General features: G+C 61.4%; 25 protein-coding genes. 14 read left to right on the plus strand and 11 right to left on the minus strand.

The genetic code is table 11. From position 1 onward, the window contains the following. The first annotated feature begins 1 nt into the window (after position 1). From OK411_RS20910 to OK411_RS20930, 5 genes are all read left to right on the plus strand, one after another. Positions 2 to 934 carry an ABC transporter substrate-binding protein gene (locus tag OK411_RS20910; RefSeq protein ID WP_264365628.1) on the plus strand — a complete coding sequence of 311 codons (933 nt, stop codon included), beginning with the start codon at positions 2 to 4 and terminating at the stop codon, positions 932 to 934. Next, the gene (locus OK411_RS20915) at positions 931 to 2,835 is read left to right on the plus strand and encodes an ATP-binding protein (protein WP_016773649.1); all 1,905 of its coding nucleotides are present in this window, start codon (positions 931 to 933) and stop codon (positions 2,833 to 2,835) included. The genes OK411_RS20910 and OK411_RS20915 overlap by 4 nt, the downstream gene beginning before the upstream one ends. Before the next feature lie 247 nt (positions 2,836 to 3,082). After that, positions 3,083 to 3,598 carry a 3-hydroxyacyl-[acyl-carrier-protein] dehydratase FabA gene (fabA, locus tag OK411_RS20920; RefSeq protein WP_024013962.1) on the plus strand — a complete coding sequence of 172 codons (516 nt, stop codon included), beginning with the start codon at positions 3,083 to 3,085 and terminating at the stop codon, positions 3,596 to 3,598. Between the two features lie 11 nt (positions 3,599 to 3,609). Then, positions 3,610 to 4,830, plus strand: a complete 1,221-nt coding sequence (gene fabB / locus OK411_RS20925) for a beta-ketoacyl-ACP synthase I (protein ID WP_016773647.1) — start codon at positions 3,610 to 3,612, stop codon at positions 4,828 to 4,830. Positions 4,831 to 5,272: 442 nt separating this feature from the next. Then, positions 5,273 to 5,461: a hypothetical protein gene (locus OK411_RS20930; protein ID WP_016773646.1), complete on the plus strand. Its 189-nt coding sequence runs from the start codon at positions 5,273 to 5,275 to the stop codon at positions 5,459 to 5,461. Positions 5,462 to 5,529: 68 nt separating this feature from the next. Here the strand turns inward: OK411_RS20930 and OK411_RS20935 are convergent, their stop codons facing one another. The 7 genes from OK411_RS20935 to OK411_RS20965 all read right to left on the minus strand — a co-directional run bounded on the left by OK411_RS20935 (position 5,530) and on the right by OK411_RS20965 (position 14,031). Further along, entirely contained in the window at positions 5,530 to 6,072 is a 543-nt protein-coding gene (locus OK411_RS20935) for a DUF2058 domain-containing protein (protein ID WP_016773645.1), read from the minus strand. 26 nt (positions 6,073 to 6,098) lie between these two features. Continuing rightward, positions 6,099 to 6,932, minus strand: coding sequence for a nucleoside triphosphate pyrophosphohydrolase (gene mazG / locus OK411_RS20940; RefSeq protein WP_136492911.1), 834 nt, complete (start codon positions 6,930 to 6,932; stop codon positions 6,099 to 6,101). A 133-nt stretch (positions 6,933 to 7,065) separates the two neighbouring features. Beyond that, on the minus strand, positions 7,066 to 9,309 hold the full coding sequence (gene relA / locus OK411_RS20945) for a GTP diphosphokinase (RefSeq protein WP_264365629.1): 2,244 nt from the start codon (positions 9,307 to 9,309) through the stop codon (positions 7,066 to 7,068). Between the two features lie 101 nt (positions 9,310 to 9,410). After that, positions 9,411 to 10,787, minus strand: coding sequence for a 23S rRNA (uracil(1939)-C(5))-methyltransferase RlmD (gene rlmD / locus OK411_RS20950; RefSeq protein WP_217878683.1), 1,377 nt, complete (start codon positions 10,785 to 10,787; stop codon positions 9,411 to 9,413). Next, complete coding sequence (gene cysM, locus OK411_RS20955; RefSeq protein WP_039757833.1) at positions 10,787 to 11,689, minus strand: cysteine synthase CysM; 903 nt, start codon at positions 11,687 to 11,689, stop codon at positions 10,787 to 10,789. Before cysM ends, rlmD begins: the two co-directional genes overlap by 1 nt. A gap of 208 nt (positions 11,690 to 11,897) precedes the next feature. Beyond that, positions 11,898 to 13,322, minus strand: a complete 1,425-nt coding sequence (locus OK411_RS20960) for a sensor histidine kinase (protein ID WP_264365630.1) — start codon at positions 13,320 to 13,322, stop codon at positions 11,898 to 11,900. Beyond that, entirely contained in the window at positions 13,309 to 14,031 is a 723-nt protein-coding gene (locus OK411_RS20965) for a response regulator transcription factor (protein WP_264365631.1), read from the minus strand. The genes OK411_RS20960 and OK411_RS20965 overlap by 14 nt, the downstream gene beginning before the upstream one ends. Before the next feature lie 206 nt (positions 14,032 to 14,237). Here OK411_RS20965 and OK411_RS20970 point away from each other — a divergent pair, with 206 nt between their 5' ends. Then, positions 14,238 to 16,991, plus strand: a complete 2,754-nt coding sequence (locus tag OK411_RS20970) for a response regulator (RefSeq protein WP_264365632.1) — start codon at positions 14,238 to 14,240, stop codon at positions 16,989 to 16,991. Between the two features lie 81 nt (positions 16,992 to 17,072). Continuing rightward, on the plus strand, positions 17,073 to 18,062 hold the full coding sequence (locus OK411_RS20975) for a 2-hydroxyacid dehydrogenase (RefSeq protein WP_264365633.1): 990 nt from the start codon (positions 17,073 to 17,075) through the stop codon (positions 18,060 to 18,062). A 6-nt stretch (positions 18,063 to 18,068) separates the two neighbouring features. On the opposite strand, the gene OK411_RS20980 is transcribed toward OK411_RS20975, so the two are convergent. Then, a complete protein-coding gene (locus OK411_RS20980) occupies positions 18,069 to 18,527 on the minus strand; it encodes a hypothetical protein (RefSeq protein ID WP_110602370.1) in 459 nt (152 codons plus the stop codon). A gap of 134 nt (positions 18,528 to 18,661) precedes the next feature. Between OK411_RS20980 and OK411_RS20985 the strand changes: the two genes are divergently transcribed. Together OK411_RS20985 and OK411_RS20990 are read left to right on the plus strand one after the other, a co-directional pair. After that, on the plus strand, positions 18,662 to 19,096 hold the full coding sequence (locus OK411_RS20985) for a hypothetical protein (RefSeq protein WP_136492907.1): 435 nt from the start codon (positions 18,662 to 18,664) through the stop codon (positions 19,094 to 19,096). Continuing rightward, positions 19,096 to 19,500 carry an META domain-containing protein gene (locus OK411_RS20990; RefSeq protein ID WP_136492906.1) on the plus strand — a complete coding sequence of 135 codons (405 nt, stop codon included), beginning with the start codon at positions 19,096 to 19,098 and terminating at the stop codon, positions 19,498 to 19,500. Before OK411_RS20985 ends, OK411_RS20990 begins: the two co-directional genes overlap by 1 nt. A gap of 238 nt (positions 19,501 to 19,738) precedes the next feature. Here OK411_RS20990 and OK411_RS20995 read toward each other — a convergent pair whose 3' ends face one another. After that, on the minus strand, positions 19,739 to 20,206 hold the full coding sequence (locus OK411_RS20995; RefSeq protein WP_130900990.1) for a TlpA disulfide reductase family protein: 468 nt from the start codon (positions 20,204 to 20,206) through the stop codon (positions 19,739 to 19,741). A gap of 113 nt (positions 20,207 to 20,319) precedes the next feature. Here OK411_RS20995 and arsC point away from each other — a divergent pair, with 113 nt between their 5' ends. The 3 genes from arsC to OK411_RS21010 are packed head-to-tail and all read left to right on the plus strand — an operon-like array spanning position 20,320 to position 21,691. Beyond that, entirely contained in the window at positions 20,320 to 20,673 is a 354-nt protein-coding gene (gene arsC, locus OK411_RS21000; RefSeq protein WP_136492905.1) for an arsenate reductase (glutaredoxin), read from the plus strand. Next, entirely contained in the window at positions 20,670 to 21,266 is a 597-nt protein-coding gene (gene wrbA, locus OK411_RS21005) for an NAD(P)H:quinone oxidoreductase (protein WP_041479575.1), read from the plus strand. The genes arsC and wrbA overlap by 4 nt, the downstream gene beginning before the upstream one ends. Continuing rightward, complete coding sequence (locus OK411_RS21010; protein WP_136492904.1) at positions 21,266 to 21,691, plus strand: DUF2069 domain-containing protein; 426 nt, start codon at positions 21,266 to 21,268, stop codon at positions 21,689 to 21,691. Before wrbA ends, OK411_RS21010 begins: the two co-directional genes overlap by 1 nt. Before the next feature lie 135 nt (positions 21,692 to 21,826). Here the strand turns inward: OK411_RS21010 and OK411_RS21015 are convergent, their stop codons facing one another. Both OK411_RS21015 and ttcA read right to left on the minus strand, forming a co-directional pair. Continuing rightward, positions 21,827 to 22,501 (minus strand): DNA-3-methyladenine glycosylase I, encoded by a 675-nt coding sequence (locus tag OK411_RS21015; protein WP_016773632.1) that lies wholly within the window; start codon positions 22,499 to 22,501, stop codon positions 21,827 to 21,829. An 81-nt stretch (positions 22,502 to 22,582) separates the two neighbouring features. Beyond that, complete coding sequence (gene ttcA, locus OK411_RS21020) at positions 22,583 to 23,407, minus strand: tRNA 2-thiocytidine(32) synthetase TtcA (RefSeq protein WP_024013975.1); 825 nt, start codon at positions 23,405 to 23,407, stop codon at positions 22,583 to 22,585. A 425-nt stretch (positions 23,408 to 23,832) separates the two neighbouring features. On the opposite strand from ttcA, the gene OK411_RS21025 reads away from it, so the two are divergent. Next, entirely contained in the window at positions 23,833 to 24,435 is a 603-nt protein-coding gene (locus tag OK411_RS21025) for a Yip1 family protein (RefSeq protein ID WP_016773629.1), read from the plus strand. Between the two features lie 148 nt (positions 24,436 to 24,583). After that, on the plus strand, positions 24,584 to 25,078 hold the full coding sequence (locus OK411_RS21030; RefSeq protein WP_024013976.1) for a SprT family zinc-dependent metalloprotease: 495 nt from the start codon (positions 24,584 to 24,586) through the stop codon (positions 25,076 to 25,078). The last annotated feature ends 64 nt before the right edge of the window (positions 25,079 to 25,142 follow it).

The following is a 25,142-nucleotide window of genomic DNA, read 5'->3' on the forward strand; positions in this document are numbered from 1 at the left end:
GATGCGCACCGGCCCGTCACGGAAGACGCCCACCCTGGGCCACTGGCTGGCCGGGCTCTGCCTGTTCATGACCGCGTGGCTGCACGGCGTCGCGGTGCAAGCGGCGGATATTCTGTTGACCGGCGCCGAGGAAAGCCCCGGCGTGCAGGCCTTCGTGCAAGCGCTGAGTGAACTGCGCCCGACCGACAATGTGCGGTTCCAGCCGCTGGCCAGTTTGCCGGCACCGGGCCAATTACCGGCCAGTCTGCGCTTGATTCTGCTCGACCTGCCCAGCCTCGACTGGCGCCTGCAAGACTCACAAGGCCCATCGACGCTGGTGTTGCGCATCAGCCGCTTGCAGGCGCGCCAGCGTTTCGCCGATGCCCAACCGGCGCGCCTGAGTCTGCTCTGGAGCGACCCACCGCTGAGCCGGCAATTGCAACTGATCCGGCGGATCTTGCCGCAGGCGCGGCGGGTCGGCGTGCTGTTCGATGAACACGGCGAGTTTCTTCTCGACGAACTGCGCGTGGCTGCGCGGCCATTGAATCTGGAGATTGTCAGCCAGCGCTGGGACAACATTCATGACAGCCGTCCGCTGCAAGCGGTGCTGAAAAGCAGCGACGTTTTGCTCGGCCTCGACGATCCCGATCTGTACAACTCGCAAACGGCGAAAAACCTCCTGCTCAGCAGCTACTCGCGTCAGGTTGCGCTGATCGGCCCCAACATTGCATTCGTTCGCGCGGGCAGCCTCGCCAGTACCTACAGCGACCAGAGCGACTGGCTGGCGATTCTCGACCATCTGCTCGATCAGCCGACCAGCGCCTGGCCGCGAGCGCTTTACCCCGCTCGTTTCAAAGTCTCAAGTAATGCGCAGGTGGCTCGTTCCTTAGGCATCGAACCGCTGAATGAAGCATCTGTCGCCAGTGCCTTGGCCGAAGGAGAGCGCCGCCCATGAGTTTTCGTCGCCGTTGGGACATCAACACCCGCACGCAGCTGATCAGCCTCGGGCCGGCGCTGTTGCTGACGTTACTGTTGATCAGCTTCTTTACCTTCGTGCGCATCCAGGACTTGCGTCAGGAGCTGAACCACACCGGCCAGTTGATCGCCAACCAACTCGCCCCGGCCACCGAATACGGGGTGATCTCCGGCAACAACGAAGTGCTGGAAAGCCTGCTCAAGGCGACGCTCGCCACGCCCAACGTGCGTTTTCTCGAAGTGCAGGACAGCGCCAACCGGATTCTGGTGTATGTCGAACAACCGGCCGATAGCCACAGCCGCCCGCATCAGGTCGAAGTGTTCCAGGCGCCGGTGCGTTTGCAGCGGATCGCCTTGCACAATGATTTTTTCCAGGACGGCAAAGTCAGCAACAGCGCCGCCGGCGAGGATTATCTCGGGCGAGTGATCGTCGGCCTGTCCAACGATGCGTTCAGTCAGCGCCAGCAGGAGATCCTGTTCAAGGCCGGGATTCTCGCGCTGTTCGCCCTGCTCTTCACCTTCGTCGTCGCCCGTCGTCTGGCCGGCAGTCTGTCGCAGCCGATCCGCGACATCGGCGATGCGGTCAAGGCGATTCAGGAAGGCGATTACAAAACCCCGTTGCCGATTGTCGATGACACTGAATTGGGTGCGCTGTCGCAGCACATCAATAACCTTGCTCAGGCGCTGGAACAGGCCAGCCGCGAGCAGCAGCAGGCGATGGCGCAGCTGATCCAGACCCGCGAAGAGGCGGAAAAGGCCAACAACGCCAAATCGGATTTTCTGGCGATGATGAGCCATGAACTGCGCACGCCCATGAACGGCGTGCTGGGCATGTTGCAGTTGCTTGAAACCACCGAGATGACCGAGGAGCAGGTCGAATACGCCGCGCTTGCTTCGGAGTCGACCGAGCATTTGCTCAAGGTCATCAACGACATTCTCGACTTCTCGCGAATCGAACGTTCGGAGCTGGAGCTTGAGCACATCCCGTTCAACCTCGCCGAGCTGATCGGCGCCTGCGCGCAGTCGTTCCAGCACAGCGCGGTGCAGCGAGGCCTGGCACTGAATCTGCGCATTCCCGACGACATGCGCGGCTTGCAGGTGCAGGGCGATCCGACGCGGATCCGGCAGATTCTGGTCAATCTGGTCGGCAACGCCTTGAAGTTCACCGAGCAGGGCCGGGTCAGCATCGAAGCGCAGTGGCAATCGCTGGATCATGAACTGCTCTGGTTCACCTGCTCGGTGCGCGACAGCGGCATCGGCATTTCTTCTGAGAGTCTGGAGCTGATGTTCAATGCCTTCCAGCAGGCCGACAGTTCGATCTCCCGTCGTTACGGTGGCACCGGGCTTGGTCTGCCGATCGCACGGACCCTGGCCGAACGCATGGGCGGTACGTTGCGCGCGCAGAGTGAGGAAGGACGCGGTTCGGTATTCACTCTGGAAATTCCATTGGCGCTCTATAAGCAGGCAATGCCCGCGCTGGCCGCGCCGCGCACCCTGAACGGTAGTGGTCAGGGTGAAGGACGCCATGTGTTGCTGGTCGAAGACAACCCGGTCAACCAGACCGTGATCGAAGCGATGCTGCGCAGCCTCGGCTTTGCCGTCAGCGTGGCGACCGATGGCGCGCAAGCGGTGCGCAGTGCCGAGGGTGGCGAATTCGAAGTGATTCTGATGGATTGCCGGCTGCCGATCATCGACGGCTACGAGGCCACGCGGCAGATCCGCGACCTGCCCGGACGCCGCGATGTGCCGATCATCGCGCTGACCGCCAACGCCTTGCAGGGCGATCGCGAAACCTGTCTGGCGGCGGGGATGAACGATTACCTGGCCAAGCCGTTCAAACGCAATGACCTGCAGCAGATTTTGCAGCGCTGGGTGTCGTAGTGTGGGCCTTTCGACCATCTGCGACTGGCGTGAAAAGCGAAAGTGCGGCAGTCTTAGGCACCCGAACGAGCCCCAAAAGGGGCTTGATTAAAAATTTCAGTGCACAAGTGTACATTCATGTCCTTGGTGCTGTGACTTTCACCACAACGCAATAGTCTATGAGTAGGCTGCCGGTTCGAGGCATGAACGCCTTGAACGGTCGGGAAGATCTGCCCCACCTGCCGCATGGGATTATTGAGGAGCTCGCATGACCAAACAAAACGCCTTTACTCGGGAAGACCTGCTGCGCTGCAGTCGCGGTGAGCTGTTCGGCCCAGGTAACGCGCAACTGCCCGCCCCGAACATGCTGATGGTGGATCGCATCACCCATATCAGCGAAGAAGGCGGCAAGTACGGCAAAGGTGAATTGGTCGCCGAGCTGGATATCAACCCTGACCTGTGGTTCTTCGCCTGCCATTTCGAAGGCGATCCGGTGATGCCGGGCTGCCTGGGTCTGGATGCCATGTGGCAACTGGTCGGTTTCTTCCTGGGCTGGCAAGGCCTGCCGGGCCGCGGCCGTGCGCTGGGTTCGGGCGAGGTGAAATTCTTCGGTCAGGTGCTGCCGACCGCGAAGAAAGTCACTTACAACATTCATATCAAACGCGTCCTCAAGGGCAAGCTGAACATGGCCATCGCCGATGGTTCGGTCAGTGTCGACGGACGCGAAATCTACACCGCCGAAGGCCTGCGCGTCGGCGTGTTCACCTCCACTGACAACTTCTAAGGGTTATTCGCATGCGCCGCGTCGTTATCACTGGTCTGGGCATCGTTTCGTGCCTGGGCAATGACAAAGAGACCGTCTCCGCTAACCTGCGTGCAAGCCGCCCTGGCATCCGGTTCAACCCGGAATATGCTGAAATGGGTCTGCGTAGCCAGGTTTCCGGCTCCATCGACCTCAACCTTGAAGAGCTGATCGATCGCAAGATCTATCGCTTCGTCGGCCATGCAGCGGCTTACGCCTACCTGGCCATGAAAGACGCCATCACTGACTCCGGCCTGACCGAAGAGCAGGTGTCCAACCCGCGTACCGGCCTGATCGCCGGCTCCGGCGGTGCTTCCACGCTGAACCAGATGGAAGCGCTGGACATCCTCCGCGAGAAAGGCGTGAAGCGCGTCGGCCCGTACCGTGTCACGCGGACCATGAGCAGCACCGTTTCCGCTTGCCTGGCCACGCCGTTCAAGATCAAGGGCCTGAACTACTCCATCGCTTCTGCCTGCGCCACCAGTGCTCACTGCATCGGTACTGCCATGGAACAGATCCAGATGGGCAAGCAGGACATCGTCTTCGCCGGTGGCGGTGAAGAAGAGCACTGGAGCCAGTCGTTCCTGTTCGACGCGATGGGCGCTCTGTCCAGCAAACGCAACGACACGCCGGAACAAGCTTCCCGCGCGTACGACAAGGACCGCGACGGTTTCGTCATCGCTGGCGGCGGCGGCATGGTTGTCGTCGAAGAGCTGGAACACGCTCTGGCCCGTGGCGCGAAGATCTACGCCGAGATCGTTGGCTACGGCGCAACGTCCGATGGCTACGACATGGTTGCCCCGAGCGGCGAAGGCGCGATCCGCTGCATGCAGCAGGCGCTGTCCACCGTCGACACCCCGATCGACTACCTGAACACCCACGGCACTTCGACTCCGGTCGGCGACGTTGCGGAAATGAAAGGTGTGCGTGAAGTGTTCGGCGACAAGGCTCCAGCGATCAGCTCGACCAAGAGCCTGTCCGGTCACTCCCTGGGCGCCGCCGGCGTGCACGAAGCGATCTACTGCATGCTGATGATGGAAGGCAACTTCATTGCCGGCTCCGCCAACATCGACGAGCTCGACCCGGAAGTGGCCGATCTGCCGGTGCTGACCAAGACCCGCGAGAACGCCACCATCAACACCGTGATGAGCAACAGCTTCGGCTTTGGCGGCACCAACGCCACGCTGGTGCTGAAGCGCTGGGAAGGCAAGTAATTCCCCACCGCTGAGCCGCACATGAAAACGCCCCGACTGGTTCGGGGCTTTTTTTTTGGCCTGCAGAAAATAGCAGGTACACCGCAAAACCCTGTGGGAGCGAGCCTGCTCGCGAATGCGATATTGATCGTTCCCACGCTCTGCGTGGGAATGCAGCCCGTGACGCTCCGCGTCACTGGACGCGGAGCGTCCCCAGAGGCATTCCCACGCGGAGCGTGGGAACGATCAAAGACAGGGATCCAGAGCGTTCTGGAGATGAAACTTCTGTCATGAAACTTACCCCCCTGCGACCGAATGTCGCGGTTTACGCGGCCTCCAGCTTTGTTGCGAAATCCGCAACAACACCTTGCGCCAATTGGCGGTTTACTTAGCTGACTAACAAATCCTATAACAGAGTCCTGCACACGCCTTGGTGCAGTAACTTGAGATTTGGAGCTAGCAGATGACTGTAAAAGTAACTGAACGCGACGATTCACACATGTCCCACGAAGGCCTGGCCGCCGGTATCCGTATCTGGGATGTGCATCAACAAGACTTGCTGGTCGGCATGTTCCACAACGAAATAGATGCCCATAACTACAAGGCCGAACTGGAAGTGCAGGAACAGCAACGAGAACTGAAGTCCGCCTGAAACAACACAGCATTTGAAAACGACAAACCCCGCCATGAGCGGGGTTCGTCGTTGTTACAGCCGTGGATTTACCACATCAGATCGTCAGGGATCTGGTACGCCGCGTACGGATCGTCCTCAGCGTTGACCTCTTCGGTCTGCACGTTGAGCTGAACGATGCGCTGCGGGTCGCGCTCCTGGATCTTCAGCGCCGCTTCACGGGGAATCACTTCATAGCCGCCGTTGTGATGCACGATCGCCAGCGAACCGCTACTGAGCTTGTTGCGCATCAGCGTGTTGACCGAGATGCGCTTGACCTTCTTGTCGTCGACGAAGTTGTAGTAGTCCTCGGTGGTCAGCTTGGGCAGACGCGAGACTTCGATCAACTGCTTGACCTGCGCGGCGCGGGCCTTGGCCTCGGCCTTCTCCTGCTGCTGACGGTTCAGCTCCTGGTCGCGCTTGACCTTCTCGGCCATGGCTTCCTGGGCGGCGCGCTGCTGCGAATCGTCCAGCTCGGCCTGGCCTTTGTGGGCCAGGCGCTGTTGCTTCTGCTTGTCTTTGCTGACCTGCTTGGCCTGCTTTTGGTTGACCAGGCCTGCTTTGAGCAACTGGTCGCGAAGGGAAAGGCTCATCAATGCTTACTCACTTGGGCAACGGCTCAGCCGCAGCTGGGCTCATTCTTTTCCTGGCGTTTGGCTTCGCCCCACAGGGCGTCCAACTCTTCGAGGGTGCAATCTTCCATGGGACGGTGGGTGTCGCGCAATGCCTGTTCGATAAAACGGAAACGTCTTTCAAACTTGCCATTGGCGCCGCGCAGGGCGGTTTCCGGATCGACCTTCAGATGCCGGGCCAGATTGACCACGGAAAACAGCAGATCGCCGATCTCGTCGGCCACCGCTACCGGATCGTTTTCCGACATGGCTTCGAGCACTTCATCGAGCTCTTCGCGTACCTTGTCGAGCACCGGCAAAGCGTCCGGCCAGTCGAAACCGACCTGCCCGGCGCGTTTTTGCAACTTGGCTGAGCGCGACAGTGCCGGCAACGTGGCCGGCACGTCGTCGAGCAAGGACAACTGCTCGGGCGCCGAGGCATTCTCGGCGCGCTCTTCGGCCTTGATCTCTTCCCAGCGCTGCTTGACCTGTTCTTCGCTCAAGCGCGGCACGTCGAGCGGCGCGTACAGATCGCCCGTTGGGAACACATGCGGATGACGGCGGATCAGTTTGCGCGTGATGCTGTCGATCACCCCGGCAAATTCGAACCGCCCCTCTTCCTTGGCCAACTGGCTGTAATACACCACCTGAAACAACAGATCGCCCAACTCGCCCTGCAAATGGTCGAGATCGCCACGCTCGATGGCATCCGCCACTTCATAGGCTTCTTCGAGGGTGTGCGGGACGATCGTCGCGTAGGTTTGCTTGATGTCCCACGGGCAACCGAACTGCGGATCGCGCAGACGGGACATCAGGTGGAGCAGGTCTTCGAGGCTGTACATCATTTTTCTGTCTCACCACAAAACCATTGTGGGAGCGAGCCTGCTCGCGAAGGCGCTGTGTCTGCAACAAAGATGTCGACTGACACGCCCTCTTCGCGAGCAGGCTCGCTCCCACAGGGAACAATCAATTGCATCACGGAGTACGGTTACGCCGCGTTTCGATGATGTTCGGCAGTTGCGAAATCCGCCCCAGCAGCCGCCCCAGCGCATCCAGACCGGGGATCTCGATGGTCAGCGACATCAGCGCGGTGTTGTCTTCCTTGTTCGAGCGGGTGTTGACCGCCAGCACGTTGATGCGCTCGTTGAGCAGCACCTGCGAGACGTCACGCAGCAGCCCGGAACGGTCGTAGGCGCGGATGATGATGTCCACCGGATAGGTGAGCACGGGCACCGGCCCCCAACTGACCTGAATGATCCGCTCCGGCTCGCGCCCGCCCAGTTGCAGCACCGAGGCGCAGTCCTGACGGTGAATGCTCACGCCACGGCCCTGAGTGATGTAACCGACAATCGCATCGCCCGGCAGCGGCTGGCAGCAGCCGGCCATCTGCGTCATCAGGTTGCCGACGCCCTGGATCTGGATATCGCCGCGCTTGCCCGGTTTGTAACCGGTAGCCTTGCGCGGGATCAGCTCCAACTGTTCGTTGCCGCGCTCCGGTTCGACCAATTGCTGCGCAAGGTTGACCAGATGCGCCTGACGCAGGTCACCGGCACCGAGGGCGGCGAACATGTCTTCGGCGGTTTTCATGTTGGCCTTTTCGGCCAGCTTGTCGAAGTCCACCGCCGGCAGGCCGAGGCGATTGAGTTCGCGCTCGATCAGGGTTTTACCGGCCGCAACGTTCTGATCGCGAGCCTGCAACTTGAACCAGTGAACGATCTTCGCCCGCGCCCGCGAGGTGGTGACGTAACCGAGGTTCGGGTTCAGCCAGTCGCGGCTCGGCGTGCCGTGCTTGCTGGTGATGATCTCGACCTGCTCGCCGGTCTGCAGGCTGTAGTTCAACGGCACGATGCGGCCGTTGATCTTCGCGCCCCGGCAGTTGTGGCCGATTTCGGTGTGCACCCGATAGGCGAAATCCAGCGGCGTCGCGCCTTTCGGCAAGTCGATGGCGTGACCGTCGGGAGTGAAGATGTAAACCCGATCAGGCTCGATATCGACGCGCAACTGTTCGGCCAGACCGCCGATATCACCCAGCTCTTCATGCCATTCGAGGACCTGACGCAGCCAGGAAATTTTCTCTTCGTAATGGTTCGAGCCGGATTTGACGTCGGTGCCCTTATAGCGCCAGTGCGCGCAGACGCCGAGTTCGGCTTCTTCGTGCATGGAATGGGTGCGGATCTGCACCTCGAGGACCTTGCCTTCCGGACCGATCACCGCCGTGTGAAGCGAGCGGTAGCCGTTCTCTTTCGGGTTGGCGATGTAGTCGTCGAATTCTTTCGGGATGTGCCGCCACAGGGTGTGGACGATGCCGAGCGCGGTGTAGCAGTCGCGCATTTCCGGCACCAGCACGCGCACCGCGCGAACGTCATAGATCTGGCTGAATTCCAGACCCTTGCGCTGCATTTTGCGCCAGATCGAGTAGATGTGTTTGGCCCGGCCGCTGATGTCGGCGTCGACGCCGGTGGCCTGCAGTTCGTCCTTGAGCTGGGTCATCACGTCGCTGATGAAGCGTTCGCGATCCAGCCGCCGCTCGTGGAGCAACTTGGCGATCTGCTTGTATTGATCGGGTTCGAGATAACGGAAGGACAAGTCCTCCAGTTCCCATTTGATGTGACCGATGCCGAGGCGATGGGCCAGCGGCGCATAGATGTCGAAGACTTCGCGAGCGACGCGGTTGCGCTTTTCATCGTCGGCGGTTTTCACCGCACGGATGGCGCAGGTGCGTTCGGCCAGTTTGATCAGCGCAACGCGCACGTCATCGACCATCGCCACGAGCATCTTGCGCAGGTTTTCGACCTGCCCTTGCGTGCCCATGACCATCGATTGCCGTGGGCTGAGACTGGTGCTGATGGCCGCCATGCGCTGCACGCCGTCGATCAGCTTGGCCACCACCGGACCGAAGCGCTGGCCGATGGCCGCCAGCTCGATCTGGCCTTCGCGCACGCCGCGATACAACACGGCGGCGACCAGTGAATCCTGATCGAGCTTGAGGTCGGCGAGGATCTCGGCGATCTCAAGGCCCGTGCTGAAACTGCCGGAGCCTTCGGCCCACAGATTCTTCTTCGCATTGGACTGCTGTTCGGCCTCGCGAGCGAACTCGCAGGCTTCTTTCAAGGCCTCGCGATCCAGTGCCAGATCGACACTGACCGCGTGATCGAGCCAGGCCTCGAGATTGATACTGCCGTCGGTGTTGATCGGCTGGTGTGCTCTCACCTGTACCATGCTGCTTTACCTTCCCTACGACGCAGATTCAATGCGTCAAATCGCTGATCCTCAGTGTCCGTTCGCGCTCGCGGGGCTCAGGCGAGCGCTGCGCGGACAGATCAGACGGATTCAGACGAGCCGTCCTGGCTCGCTTCAAATAACGCCATGGCCTCGACATGTGCCGTCTGAGGAAACATATCGAGAATCCCGGCACGTTTTAACCGGTAGCCCTGCTTGATCAATTCCTGCGTGTCGCGCGCCAGCGTGGCCGGGTTGCACGACACGTATACCAACCGTTTGGCACCCAGGGTCGCGAGCTTGCGCACCACCTCGAAAGCACCGTCACGCGGTGGGTCCAAGAGTACCGCAGAAAAGCCGTTTCCGATCCACTGGGCATCGCTCAAAGGCTGGGATAAATCGGCTTGAAAAAACTTTGTGTTATGCAAATTGTTACTGACGGCGTTGGCAGCGGCACGCTCGACCATGGTCTGCACACCCTCCACCGCCACCACTTCACGCACGCCTTTGGCCAGCGGTAGCGCAAAATTTCCCAACCCGCAAAACAGGTCGAGCACGCGTTCTTCAGCCGCTGGTTTCAGCCAGTCCAGCGCTTGGGCGATCATCGCTTCGTTGACCCCGGCGTTGACCTGAACGAAGTCACCCGGCCGATAAGCCAGCTCGAGATTCCACTGTTCCAGGCGATAGCCGAGGCTCTGACCGGCTTCGACCGGTTGCGGTTCACCTTCGCCATGCAGCCACAACTGCGCTTCATGGAACTGGCAGAAATCCTTGAGAATGGTCAGATCCGCTTCGGACAACGGCGCCATGTGCCGCAGCAATACCGCCAGAGATGAGCCGCTGAACAACTCGACATGGCCCAGCGCCTGCGGTTTGCTCAAGCGCCGCAGCATCTCCGGCAAGCGTGTCATGATTGGCTGCAAGGGCTGTACCAGCACCGGGCATTCGCTGATCGCGACGATGTCCTGACTGCCGGCAGCGCGGAAACCCACTTCGAGTTTTTTTGCCTTCATGTCCCAGCGCACGGCGATTCGCGCGCGCCGACGGTAACCGAATTCCGGGCCGGTCAGCGGCGCTGCCCACTCCTCAGGTTCGACACCGGCGACCCGCGACAATTGCTCGGCGAGCATGCGCTGTTTCAGGGCGAGTTGTTCGTCGTGGGGCAAGTGCTGAACGCTGCAACCGCCACAGCGACCAAAGTGCGCGCACGCTGCCGGACGACGCAATTCGCTGGCAGTGAATACCCGTTCGGTGCGCGCCTCGACCACTTTGCCGTGGGCGCCGAGCACCCGCGCTTCGACCTCTTCACCGGCAAGGGCGCCGAGGACGAACCAGGTTTTGCCTTCGAAAAACGCGATACCGCGACCGTCATTGGCCAGGCGCTCGATGTTCAAGCGCTGCTTTTTGCCGGTCGGGATCTGTGGCGCCTTGCTGCCGCCGGTGGGCTGGAAGCGCAGGCCTCTCTCGTGTTTGGCCATCAGTTCGGCGCGTCGAAAATGCCGGTCGACAGGTAACGGTCGCCACGGTCGCAGATGATCGCGACGATCACCGCGTTTTCAACTTCTTTGGACAAGCGCAGCATCGCTGCCACCGCACCGCCGGAGGACACGCCGCAGAAGATGCCTTCTTCGCGGGCCAGGCGCCGGGTAACGTCTTCGGCTTCGCTTTGCGCCATGTCGACGATGCGGTCGACGCGGTCAGCCTGATAGATCTTCGGCAGGTATTCCTGCGGCCAGCGGCGGATGCCGGGAATGGCCGAGCCTTCCATCGGTTGCAGGCCGACGATCTGTACGCTGTCGCTCTGTTCTTTGAGGTAGCGCGACACGCCCATGATGGTGCCGGTGGTGCCCATCGAACTGACGAAATGGGTGATGCTGCCCTGGGTCTGACGCCAGATTTCCGGGCCGGTGGTGGTGTAGTGCGCTTCCGGGTTGTCGCCATTGGCGAACTGGTCGAGCACCTTGCCACGGCCTTCGGCTTCCATACGCTGGGCCAGATCGCGGGCGCCTTCCATGCCCTCTTCCTGAGTCACCAGGATCAGCTCGGCGCCATAAGCGGTCATCGCCGCTTTACGCTCGGCGCTGGAGTTGTCCGGCATGATCAGGATCATCTTGTAACCCTTGATCGCAGCGGCCATCGCCAGCGCGATGCCGGTGTTGCCGGAGGTCGCCTCGATCAGCGTATCGCCGGGGTTGATCTGCCCGCGCAACTCGGCGCGAGTGATCATCGACAACGCCGGGCGGTCCTTGACCGAACCCGCCGGGTTGTTCCCTTCGAGCTTGAGCAAAAGGGTGTTGCTGGTGGCGCCGGGCAGGCGCTGCAAACGCACCAGCGGCGTGTTGCCGACGCAATCGGCGATGGTTGGGTACTGCAGGGTCATGGCGTATTCGCAATCCAGACGTGCGGGGGCGCCTATCATACCGGCAAACCCGCGCAGGCCATATCACGCAAAGTGCGGTGCTTATGGTTTATGGGAATAAGGCACAAAAGTCTCACCAGTGGTGAGACTTTTATTTGCGCAACACTCAGTTCTCGTGGTGCTGCTTGGAATTCGCGAGCAGGCTCGCTCCCACGGGGATGAATGTTGCTTATGCGATCTGCGGTGAATGCACAGCCATTGTGGGAGCGAGCCTGCTCGCGATAGCGTCAGTCGGCGCAACACCATCATCCGCCAACAAACGCAAATTCAACCGCAGCCCCGCCCCGGTATTTTCCGCCCAGAGCAACCCGCCCTGGCGCTGCACCGCATTGCGCGCAATGCTCAATCCCAGGCCAAAGCCACCATCCCCGGGTCTCGATCCGTCCAATCGAATGAACGGCGAAAAGATCCGCTGCAGATCTTCGTCAGCCACGCCGCCGCCCTGATCCTCCAGCCACAAATGCCAATACTCGCCATCGTGCCGTGCATCGAGCCGCACGATGCCGCCCTCGGGCGAGTGACGAATGGCGTTGCGCAGGATGTTTTCCAGCGCTTGCGCCAGGGTATTGAGGTTGCCGCGCACCCAGCACGATGCCTCGACCGAGCATTGCAATTGCAGACTCGGCCAGCCGCTTTCATAACAGGCGTTGTCGGTGAGCATTTCCCACAGCGCCTGAATCTGGATCGCTTCATCCGGCAACGGCGAGCGGTCGGTGTCGAGCCAGGCCAGTTGCAGGGTGTCTTCGACCAAACGTTGCATGCCGTCGACCTCGCGGCCGATGCGCTCGCGCAATTGCGCCAGGCCCTGTTCGCTTTCGCTGGCCACGCGCAGGCGGCTCAGCGGCGTGCGCAGTTCGTGGGACAGGTCGCGCAACAATTGCTGCTGCAAGGCGACCGTGGTTTGCAGGCGCTCGGACATGGAATCGAAGGCCCGCGCCAGTTCACCGAGTTCATCCGGGCGCTGGGTGATGCCGCTCGACAGGCGCACATTCAACTGGTCGGCGCGCCAGGCGTTGGCCTGTTCGCGCAGGTTGTTCAGCGGCACCACCAGCAGGCGATACAGGCCGACACAGAGCAACAAAGTGAACAGCCCGGGAATCACACCGTTGGTGATCACCCGCCAGAACACCCGGTACTTGCCCGGGACAAAACGCTCGGGCAATTCAATGACGAGAATGCCGACGGTCGGATCCTGGGGGAACGGTACCCGCAGCCAAGGTCGGCCCTTCTTGTGGATCGGCCAGTCGAGGCCGCGCAAAAAGGTCAGGTGCTGCACCTCCGCGGCGTTCAACGGCTGGCTGCTCAGCGACTGCAAATCAGCGCCGATCACGCCGACCCAACTGGCCTCGCGCAATTCCATGCTCTGCAACCAGTCATCGACGCCATTGCGCCCGCCGCGCTGCCACGCCTGTTCGGCTTGCGCGGCATAACGGCTGAGGGTGCTGCGCGCGTCACTGGAGAGGAACTGATTGCGCTCCTCCATGTAGCGGCCCCACGACCAGCTCAACCAGATCATCAGCAGACAGAACGCCACCAGCAGGCACGCCAGTTTCCAGAACAGCGAATGCCGCCCCGGCAGTTCAGACAGTTTCATCGGCGCCGCTCAAGACGTAGCCCTTGCCCCACACCGTGCGCACTTCGCGCTCGGTGTAACCGATGGCTTTGAGTTTGCGGCGGATCTGGCTGATGTGCATGTCGAGGCTGCGGTCGTGCGCCGCAAAGCCGCGTTGCAGGACGTGCTGATAAAGGAAGGCCTTGCTCAGCACCTCCTCGTTGTTGCGGTGCAGGGTTTCCAGCAGACGGAATTCGCTACGGGTCAACCCGGCCGCTTGCTCGCGGAAAAACACGTCGCACTGTTCGTCATCGAAACGCAGGGCGCCGCTGACCACCGCAGCGGTAACCGCAGGCGGGCGCCGATCCAGCGCCACCCGGCGCAGGATCGCTTCGATGCGCACATGCAACTCGGCCATGCTGAACGGCTTGGGCAGATAGTCATCAGCGCCGAGGCGGAAACCACTGATGCGATCGGCCTCGGCACCCAGCGCCGACATCAGCAGCACCGGCGTCGAATGGCTCTGCCGCAATTGCGTCAACAACTGCAGACCATCGAGCCCCGGCAGCAGAATATCCATCAGCACCACGTCGAAAGGCTGACGCTGGGCGATGTTCAGACCTTCCTGGCCGTTCTGGCACCAGGTCACCTGAAAACCGCTGCGGCCCAGATGCTCGTGCACATACGCGCCGAGGACCGGGTCGTCTTCAATGGAAAGGATGCGTGGTTGGCTAACGGAAACAGGAGTCATGAGTATCTGCAAGTAATTCTCAGTTGGCGGATTATTCAAGATTGTCCGACAGCGGGCAACACAAGCTTGGCCTGTCGGACGAACGAGTGCGTGGGCGGCGCTGCATTTTCCGCAAGATTGCCCGCCTGCAAATCGCTACACTGCGCCCATGTCGCGTGCCGGATGCACGCATGTGTCAACAGATCAGCGGGATGCGGGAGATAGGCGTGCTCAAGAAACTGGGAATCAAAGGTCGCGTGCTGTTGCTGACCTTGTTGCCGACCAGCCTGATGGCGCTGGTGCTGGGTGGCTATTTCACCTGGACGCAGCAGACCGACCTGCACAGCCAATTGATGCAGCGCGGCGAAATGATCGCCGAGCAACTGGCGCCGCTGGTGGCGCCGGCGATGGGTCACGGCGACGCCGATCTGCTTGAACGCATCGCCACCCAGTCCCTTGAACAACCCGACGTGCGCGCGGTGACTTTCCTCGCGGCGGACCGCTCGCCACTGGCCCACGCCGGCCCGACCATGCTCAATCAGGCCCCGAGCGGTGACAGCGCGCTGTTGCAACGACGCAGCGGCAATGACGCGACGCGCTACCTGATGCCGGTGTTCGGCAAGCACCGCAACCTCGCCGGTGAAATCATTCCCGAAGAATCCGAACGCCTGCTCGGCTGGGTCGAGCTGGAGCTCTCGCACAACGGCATGTTGCTGCGCGGCTATCGCAGCCTGTTCGCCAGCCTGCTGCTGATCGCCGCCGGACTTGCCGGCGCCGCCCTCCTCGCGTTGCGCATGGGCCGCACCATCAACCGTCCGCTTAGCCAGATCAAGCAGGCTGTCGCGCAACTCAAGGACGGTCATCTGGAAACCCGCTTGCCGCCCCTCGGCAGTCAGGAGCTGGACGAACTGGCCTCGGGTATCAACCGCATGGCCGGCACCCTGCAAAACGCTCGCGAAGAATTGCAGCACAGCGTCGATCAGGCCACCGAGGACGTGCGGCAGAACCTGGAAACCATCGAGATCCAGAACATCGAGCTGGACCTGGCGCGCAAAGAAGCGCTGGAAGCCAGCCGGATCAAATCCGAATTCCTCGCCAACATGAGCCACGAGATCCGCACGCCGCTCAACGGCATTCTCGGCTTCACTCACCTGTTGCAGAAAAGCGAACTGACCCCGCGCCAGCTCGACTATCTGGGCACCATCGAAAAGTCCGCCGACAGCCTGTTGGGAATCATCAACGAGATTCTCGATTTCTCGAAAATCGAGGCCGGCAAACTGGTACTCGATCACATTCCGTTCAACCTGCGCGACCTGTTGCAGGACACCCTGACCATCCTCGCTCCGGCCGCGCACGCCAAGCAGCTTGAGCTGGTCAGCCTGGTCTATCGCGATACGCCGCTGTCGCTGGTCGGCGATCCGCTGCGCTTGAAGCAGATCCTCACCAATCTGGTCAGCAACGCGATCAAGTTCACCCGCGAAGGCACCATCGTCGCCCGGGCGATGCTCGAAGACGAACACGAAGACAGCGTGCAACTGCGCATCAGCATTCAGGACACCGGCATCGGTCTGTCGAGTCAGGATGTGCGCGCGCTGTTCCAGGCTTTCAGTCAGGCCGACAATTCGCTGTCGCGCCAACCCGGCGGCACCGGGCTGGGGCTGGTGATTTCCAAGCGCCTGATCGAGCAGATGGGCGGCGAGATTGGCGTCGAGAGCACGCCGGGCGAGGGCTCGGAATTCTGGATCAGCCTGAGCCTGCCCAAGACTCGCGACGACGCCGAAGACCTGCCCGCCGCGCCATTGCTCGGACGCCGCGTGGCGGTGCTGGAAAATCACGAACTGGCGCGTCAGGCCTTGCAACATCAGCTGGAAGACTGCGGACTGCAAGTTACGCCGTTCAATACTCTGGAGAGCCTGAGCAATGGCGTCACCGGCGCGCATCAGACCGATCAGGCGATCGATCTGGCGGTGATCGGCATCACCAGCAACGATATGCTCCCGGAACGCTTGAACCAGCACATCTGGGACCTCGAACACCTGGGCTGCAAAGTGCTGGTGCTGTGCCCGACCACCGAACAGACGCTGTTTCACCTGTCGGTACCCAACCCGCACAGCCAGCTTCAGGCCAAACCGGCGTGTACGCGCAAATTGCGCCGGGCGCTGTCCGATCTGGTCAATCCGCGCCAGACCCGCAGCGAACCGGGCGAGCCATTATCGAGCCGTGCGCCGCGCGTGCTGTGTGTCGACGACAACCCGGCCAATCTGTTGCTGGTGCAGACCCTGCTCGAAGACATGGGCGCCCGCGTGCTCGCGGTGGAAAGCGGTTACGCAGCAGTCAAAGCCGTGCAGAGCGAATCTTTCGATCTGGTGCTGATGGACGTGCAGATGCCGGGCATGGACGGTCGCCAGACCACCGAAACCATTCGCCAGTGGGAAAGCGAGCGGCATTGCACGCCGCTGCCGATCGTCGCCCTCACGGCCCACGCCATGGCCAATGAAAAACGCGCGCTGCTGCAAAGCGGCATGGACGACTACCTGACCAAACCGATCAGCGAGCGGCAACTGGCGCAGGTGGTGTTGAAGTGGACCGGACTGGCCCTGCGCAATCAGGCCCCGGAGCGCAGCGGCGACAGCGCGGCGAGTCAGCAGGAACTGCCGGTGCTTGATCACGAAGAAGGCTTGCGTCTGGCGGCGGGCAAGGCGGATCTGGCGGCGGACATGCTCGCCATGCTGCTGGCCTCGCTGGAAGCCGACCGCGAAGCGATACGCGCCGCGCGTGACAGCCACGACCAGAATGCCCTGCTCGAACGCGTGCACCGCTTGCACGGCGCGACCCGTTATTGCGGCGTGCCGCAACTGCGCGCCGCCTGCCAGCGCAGCGAAACCCTGCTCAAGCAGGACGATCCGAAAGCCGCCGCCGCGCTGGATGAACTGGAACGCTCGATCAATCGACTCGCGGCGCAGGCGCGCATCAGCGCCTGATCCACGGCAAGGCACGGCGCGCGCAAAGCGCTACAGTTGTCGCGGGCCGTTGCGGCCCGCGTCGATGTTCCAGGAGGATTCATGCGCACGATCATTTTCAGCAGCCAGACCTACGACCGCGACAGCTTTCTCGCCGCCGACTGCCCGGCCGGGCTTGAATTGCATTTTCAAGCGGCGCGGCTCAGCCTCGATACGGCGGCGCTGGCCGAGCAACACGAAGTGGTCTGCGCGTTCATCAATGACGACCTCAGCACCCCGGTGCTCGAGCGCCTCGCTGCCGGTGGCACGCGGCTGATTGCCCTGCGTTCGGCGGGTTACAACCATGTCGACCTGCCGGCGACGAAACGCCTTGGCCTGGCCGTGGTTCGTGTGCCGGCCTACTCGCCGCACGCCGTGGCCGAACATGCGGTGGCGCTGATCCTCGCCCTCAACCGTCGTTTGCATCGCGCCTACAACCGCACCCGCGAAGGCGATTTCAGCCTGCATGGCCTGACCGGTTTCGATCTGGTCGGCAAAACCGTCGGCATCGTCGGCACCGGACAGATCGGCGCAACGTTCGCGAAAATCATGCACGGCTTCGGCTGTGAACTGCTCGCTTACGATCCGTATCCCAATCTCGAGGTGCAGGCGTTGGGCGCACGTTATCTGAGCCTGCCGGAATTGCTCGCACAGTCGCGGATCATCAGCCTGCATTGCCCGCTCAACGAACAGAGCAAGCATCTGATCAATCGCGACTCACTGGCGCACATGCAGGCGGGGGCGATGCTGATCAACACCGGGCGTGGCGGGCTGGTGGACACGCCAGCGCTGATCGACGCGCTCAAGGACGGCCAACTCGGTTATCTGGGGCTGGATGTTTACGAGGAAGAGGCGCAGCTGTTTTTCGAGGATCGCTCCGACCTGCCGTTGCAGGACGATGTGTTGGCGCGTCTGCTGACGTTTCCCAACGTGATCATCACCGCGCATCAGGCGTTTCTGACCCGCGAGGCGCTGGGCGCGATTGCCGCGACCACCCTGCACAACATCGCGACCTGGGCGGCAGGCGCGCCGCAGAACCAGGTCGAGGGTTGAACCGTTTTACTTGGACAGCGAAGACGCCAGGATCAGCAAGCCCAGCCAGCCGAAACCGAGCAGGCGCTGCTTGCTCGAATGGCCGTTGCGCAGCAGGAACCAGACGAAAAACGCTGGCAACAGAAACACCATGATTTTCAGCCAGCCCTCCACCGGGCGGCTGCCATCGGCGTTGAGCGGTTGTTGTTCCTGGCGGGCCTGTTCCGCAGCCTGCTGACGACGTCGGCGCCCCGCCGCTGCCGGCATCACTTTGGGTAAAGGCTCGGACACTGGCGGCGCAACCGCCTCGGGCACTGCGTTGTTACGTGGCAGGCTGCCGAAGGAAATCGTCGCGGCTTGCACCGGTGCCGCCGTCGATTGCGCCTGCATGGCGGCATGTTCGGCCATCGGCGCGCCGCAGTGAATGCACACCAGCGCTTCGGAACTGATGCTCCGCTTGCATTCATAACATTCGATCAGCGCCATGTTCCGTTCCTTCAGATTCGGGGGCCGGCAGTTTGCCATGACTGTCGGCGCATTTGAACCGGATCGAAGGTCGCACGCGTGCATCATTCTGCAATCGAGCCCGTGCTAGCATGTCGCGCATATTTGGAGGACCCATGGTCGAACACGATTTCCGCTACACCCTGATGAACCCGCAACACACCCTCACCGAATGCCGCGCCCTGGTTCCAGGCCGCTATCAGGTGACCGGCAACGGTGGCTCGATCCGTATCGGCGATGCCCTGTTGGTCACGCTCAAAGGCAGCAAGGATTTGTCCATGCGCCTGACCGTCGACACTGTGCGCCACCTTATCAATCCGCCAGGCCAATGGACCGCGATGACCACAGGCCCGGTGTTCGGCGAACTGGCCATTCACACCTGGCAGGTCAACTGCGACAGCTGCGCGAAAGAGCTGAGCTTCGAATTCGCCGTGGATGCCAAACTCGGCAAGTCCGCCGAGAAACCTGCCGCCACCGCGCGCATCGCCGAGCTGGGCTGGAAAGTCGTCGGCGACAAGCACCTGTGCCCGAAATGCCAGGAGCCTGCGTGATGAAACGCCTCGCCCTGACCGCACTGATCGGTGTCGGCCTGGTCGGTTGCGCCGCAGAGCCGGTGCAACTGCAGCACAACCGCAGCTACATTCTGGAATGGATCGGCGAGCGGCCATTGATGGATTACAGCCATCTGACCGTGACCCTCGGCGATGACGGCCGCGCCTACGGCAACGGCGGCTGCAACCATTGGTTCGCGCCGTACACGCAGGACGGCGACAAGCTGAGGTTCGGCAAGATCGGCAAGACCCGCAAGCTCTGCGCCCCGGCGTTGATGGAGCAGGAACAACGCTTCTTGCAGGCGCTGGAAAAAGTCGAGCGCTGGGACATTTCGCCAATCGAGCAGGTGCGCTTCTGGCCGGCTGAAGGCAAACCGTTGCGCTGGTGGCTGGAAGAAGGTTGATCCGCCCTGGATCGCCAAGGCCCTCACCCTAGCCCTCTCCCAGAGGGAGAGGGGACTGATTGGGGGATATTGAAGAGTTATGTCGACGTGGTAATTCTTCGCCGAATCCATAATCGACTGGATCCTGTCTGACGGGACCATAATCAACTCGGTGTCTCAGGTCGATGTACGACGAAAGACACCTCGGTCGGCCCCCTCTCCCCCCGGGAGAGGGCTGGGGTGAGGGGCTTCTGGCGGTTTACTTCGTAGCCTGCAACGCCTCCAGCTTCGCCAGCACCCCCGCCGCCGTCTGCTCACCCAGCAACTGCTCACGCACCTTGCCCTTGTCATCAATGATGAAGGTCACCGGCAGCGCCTCACTGCGCGGCAGGTCGAACAGCTCGGCCGGATCCTGCGCGAGCACGGTGAACTTGATGCCGAGCTTTTCACTCGCCTCTTTCAATTCCGCGCCCTGCACATTGTCGAAGTTGACCCCGAATACCCCGACATTCTTGCTCTTGAGCTCATCAGCCAAATGATTCAGCTCGGGAATTTCCGTGCGGCACGGGCCACACCATTCGGCCCAGTAGTTAAGCACCACCCATTGTTTGTCCAGACGTTCGGACGCAACCTTCTGGCCGTTCTGGTCGATGCCGTAATCATTGCCGCAGCCCCCCAGCATCAACGCCCCGATTATCGTCAATGCCGCTGCCAATCGCCGTGTCATGTCGTGTTCCTTGTGAAAATTCGAAAGCGCCTGCGACCCATCGCCTCTGACGGTTCTGGATTGCGCGCCGCACAGTTAGAATAGCCGCCACTTTACGCCAGAAGCGACCCGCCATGACCGATCTGACGCTTTATCACAATCCGCGCTGCTCGAAATCCCGCGGCGCGCTGGAACTGCTTGAAGCCCGCGGCTTGCATCCGACTGTCGTGCGCTACCTGGAAACGCCGCTCAGCGCCGCGCAGATCAGGGCCCTGCTCGGCAAGCTCGGGATCAGCGCGCGGCAGCTGCTGCGCAGCGGTGAAGAGGAATACAAAACCCTGAACCTGGCCGACGCCAGCCTCAGCGAGCAGCAGCTGATCGACGCCATCGCCGCGCACCCGAAACTCATGGAGCGGCCGATTCTGGAAGTCGGCGACAAGGCCGTCATCGGTCGCCCGCCGGAAAACGTGCTGGAGTTGTTGCCATGAGCACGCCGTACATTCTGGTTCTCTATTACAGCCGCAACGGTTCGACCAACGAGATGGCCCGGCAAATCGCCCGTGGCATCGAGCAGGCAGGCATGGAAGCGCGTCTGCGCACAGTGCCGGCGATTTCCACCGAATGCGAAGCGGTAGCGGCGGAGATTCCCGCTGAAGGCGCGCTCTACGCCAGCCTCGATGATCTGAAGAACTGCGCCGGCCTCGCCTTGGGCAGCCCGACGCGTTTCGGCAACATGGCCGCGCCGCTCAAGTACTTCCTCGACGGCACCAGCAACCTCTGGCTGACTGGCGCGCTGGTCGGCAAACCGGCCGGTGTGTTCACCTCCACCGCCAGCCTGCACGGCGGTCAGGAAACCACGCTGTTGTCGATGATGTTGCCGCTGTTGCATCACGGCATGTTGATCACCGGCCTGCCCTACAGCGAATCGGCCCTGCTCGAAACCGAAGGTGGCGGCACGCCGTACGGGGCCAGCCATCACGCCGGTGCCGACGGCAAGAACGGTCTTGATCAGCATGAAGTGGCGCTGTGTCGCGCACTCGGTCTGCGCCTGGCGAAAACCGCGCAGAAACTGGTGGGCTGATGGCGAAGAAGCCGAAAGTCCTGCCCTCGATAGAGTGGCTTGAGCCACGGGTCAAGGCGATGCGCGTGCTCAGCCTGCTGAGCTTTTTCTCCCTCGCCGGCTTGCTCGCTGTTTATTACCTGGTGTTCGCCGATCTGCATGGCGCGCGGCCGTGGGTGATTCTGCTGGTCGAGCTGATCCCGTGGCTGGTGCTCGCCCCGGCGATGATCATGGGCAGCGCCCGTGGCCATTCGTGGATGTGTTTTGTGGTGAACCTGTATTTCATCAAAGGCGCCCTGGCGGCGTACGACCCCAACCGGCAGCTGTTCGGCCTGCTGGAAATGGCCGCGAGCCTGGCGGTGTTCTGCTCGGCGCTGTTGTATGTGCGCTGGCGCTATCAGTTGAATCGCAAATTGGCGGGTGAAGGCGAGATCAGCGTCGCCTGACCGATCGCCATCAGTTGCTACACCGATCGTTCCCACGCTCTGCGTGGGAATGCATCCAGAGACGCTCTGCGTCTCAGGGACCCGGAGCGTCCCGGGCGGCGTTCCCACGCGGAGCATGGGAACGATCGGATTGACTTAATGGTTCACGGTATAGGCGAGCATCATCGAAATCTGGCTCATCGGCCGTCCGCCACTCTGTTCGTGCCATTGGTTGAACGCGTTTTGCACCGTCGCCAGATCGCGCTGGCTGGTCGGCACTTTGTCGACGATCTTCTGCGCATTAAGCGCCGCAACCACGTCGTAGCTCGGCACGAACGTGTCCTTGCCGACCATGCGCAAAAAGCGCGGTGCCGACAGCCCGCCGAGTTGGTGGCCGTGCTTTTTCAGGTAGGTCCACAGGCCGACGATATCGGTCACCGGCCAGTCGGCGATCAGCGCGCCGAAGCTGCCCTTGTCCTTTTCCACATCGAGAATGAACTGCGCATTGCGCGGCACGCTTTTGAGCTTGCCGAGGTGGCGGATGATCCGCGCGTCCTGCATCAGCCGCTCAAGGTGTTCGGCGCTCATCAGCACGACTTTTTCCGGATCGAATTTGAAGAACACTTCTTCGAACGCCGGCCACTTGGCGTCGACCAGGCTGTGCTTGAGCCCGGCGCGAAAAACCCGCAGGGCCATGGTCGAGAGGTAGCGGTCGTCGCGGATTTTGCGCAGTTGTGCGGGGGTCTTGGGAACGGGCAGATGGGCTTCCAGTTCAGCCGCCGAACCGAAACGGTTCAGACAGTATTCGTGCAGCCACTTGTAATCGCGCATGCCCTCTCCTGAGGTTTGGAAATGAATAACCCATGCAGAAGCTGTCCCCTCAACCACAGGGCTCGCTTCTACAGGTTGTGTTTACAGATTGACGACATTGACGAAACGCGAAGCCGCGGTCTCGTCGATCTTCAGGCTAGTGAAGTCGAACAGGTTGCGGTCGGCCAGTTGCGACGGCACCACGTTCTGCAGGCTGCGGAAAATCGATTCGGTACGGCCCGGTGTCTTGCGGTCCCAGTCCTGGAGCATTTCCTTGACCACCTGGCGCTGCAGATTTTCCTGCGAGCCGCAGAGGTTGCACGGGATGATCGGGAATTGCTTGAGGTCCGAGTAGGCCTGAATGTCCTTCTCGTTACAGTACGCCAGCGGGCGGATCACCACATTGCGGCCATCGTCGGCGCGCAGCTTCGGCGGCATCGCTTTCAGGGTGCCGTTGAAGAACATGTTGAGGAAGAACGTTTCGACGATGTCGTCGCGGTGATGACCGAGGGCCATTTTCGTCGCGCCGATTTCGTCAGCAAAGGTGTACAGGGTGCCGCGACGCAGGCGCGAGCACAGCGAACAGGTGGTCTTGCCTTCCGGCACCAGTTCCTTGACCACCGAGTAAGTGTCCTTCTCGACGATGTGATACTCGATGCCCAGTTCTTTCAGGTAGGCCGGCAGCACGTGCTCGGGAAAGCCCGGCTGTTTCTGGTCCATGTTCACCGCGACGATGTCGAACTTGATCGGTGCAACCTTCTGCAGGTGCATCAGCACGTCGAGCATGGTGTAGCTGTCCTTGCCCCCGGACAGGCAGACCATGACCTTGTCGCCATCTTCGATCATGTTGAAATCGGCGACCGCTTCGCCGGCCAGGCGGCGCAGGCGCTTTTGCAGTTTGTTCTGGTTGACCGTAAGAGTGCCCATGACGCGAAATCCGTGAGGTGTGACGAAAGGCCGGCATTTTACGCAAAAACCCCAGTAGCGCGAAGCATCTGTGGCGAGGGGATTTATCCCCGCTGGGTTGCGAAGCAGCCCTGAAACCTGAGAACTCGTATTGCCTGACACTGCGCGGTGTATGGCTTGGCGACTGCTGCGCAGCCGAACGGGGATAAATCCCCTCGCCACAAAAGTGTTTCAACCCCAAAAATGCCTTCCGCGCAAGACCCCGAGGCGATTACCTGCAATGTTTACAGCGCGATTTGCTCTAAGCCCGGCATACCGGTGCGCTGGAGTCCTTTCTATACTGCGACATAAGGTCGCACACATCTGAAGACCTGTATTTGCTCGGCCATCTTGGCCCGTAGGCGCTCCATTGGGGGGCGATGGCAATGACAAGAGGAGTGAATGGCATGATCCATCACGTAGTGGGACTATTTACCCACCCCGATCAGGAATGGAAGGAGATCCGTGGCGACCAAGAGGAAAGCATCAGCCACATGTACCTGACGCATACGCTGATTCTGGCGGCGATCCCCGCTGTCTCGGCGTTTATCGGCACGACCCAGGTCGGTTGGGTGATCGGCAACCGCGCGCCGGTGATGCTCACGTTTGAAAGCGCTCTGTGGATGACCATCATGTCGTACCTGGCGATGCTCGGCGGGGTCGCGGTGATGGGCGCCTTCGTGCACTGGATGGCGCGCACCTATGACGCCAATCCAAGCCTGGCCCGTTGCGTGGCGTTTGCCACATACACCGCGACACCGTTGTTTGTCGGCGGTCTGGCGGCGCTGTATCCGCACATGTGGCTGGGGATGATCGTCGGCACAGCGGCCATCTGCTATACGGTGTATCTATTGTATGTCGGCCTGCCGACCTTCATGAACATCCCTTCGGATGAAGGTTTCCTGTTTTCCAGCTCGGTGCTTGCTGTCGGCCTGGTGGTGCTGGTGGCGATCATGGCGTTCACCGTGATTGTCTGGGGCCTGGGTGTCGGCCCGGTCTATACCAACTGACCTGTTTCCTGCCTGAGAAAAACAACATCTGCCAATACAGGCCGCCGCAAGGCGGCCTTCTCGTTGGGGCGACGACCATTCGGCAGGTCGGCGATTCGCAAGTCGCCGGGGTTGCGGCATACTCGGCGTCTCTGGAGATCCATCAAGCATGCCCGAGCAACTCAATACCCGCGTCGAAGATTGTTACCAACTCGCTGAATCCTTTTTCAAACGCTCCTTCAAACGCCCCGTCGTCAGCCTCAAGCTGCGCGGGCAGAAAGCCGGTGTCGCGCATCTGCACGAGAACCTGCTGCGCTTCAACCCGCAGCTGTACCGGGAAAACACCGAGCACTTCCTCAAGCAGACCGTCGCTCACGAAGTCGCTCACCTGATCGCTCATCAACTGTTCGGCGACCGCATCCAGCCCCATGGCGAGGAGTGGCAACTGATCATGCGCGGCGTCTACGAACTGCCGCCGGACCGCTGCCATACCTATGAAATCAAGCGGCGCAGCGTGACCCGCTATATCTACAAATGCCCTTGCCCCGACAGTGATTTCCCGTTTACCGCCCAGCGTCACGGTCTGGTGCGGCAAGGGCGGCGGTATCTGTGCCGGCGCTGCCGCAGTACGCTGGTGTTCAGTGGTGAGATGCGGGTGGAATAGTTGCTTCCTGCGTTGTTTTGACTGGCCCCTTCGCGAGCAGGCTCGCTCCCACCCAGGGCCGCGT

Source organism: Pseudomonas sp. RG1, from assembly GCF_025910115.1.
Lineage (GTDB): Bacteria > Pseudomonadota > Gammaproteobacteria > Pseudomonadales > Pseudomonadaceae > Aquipseudomonas > Aquipseudomonas atacamensis.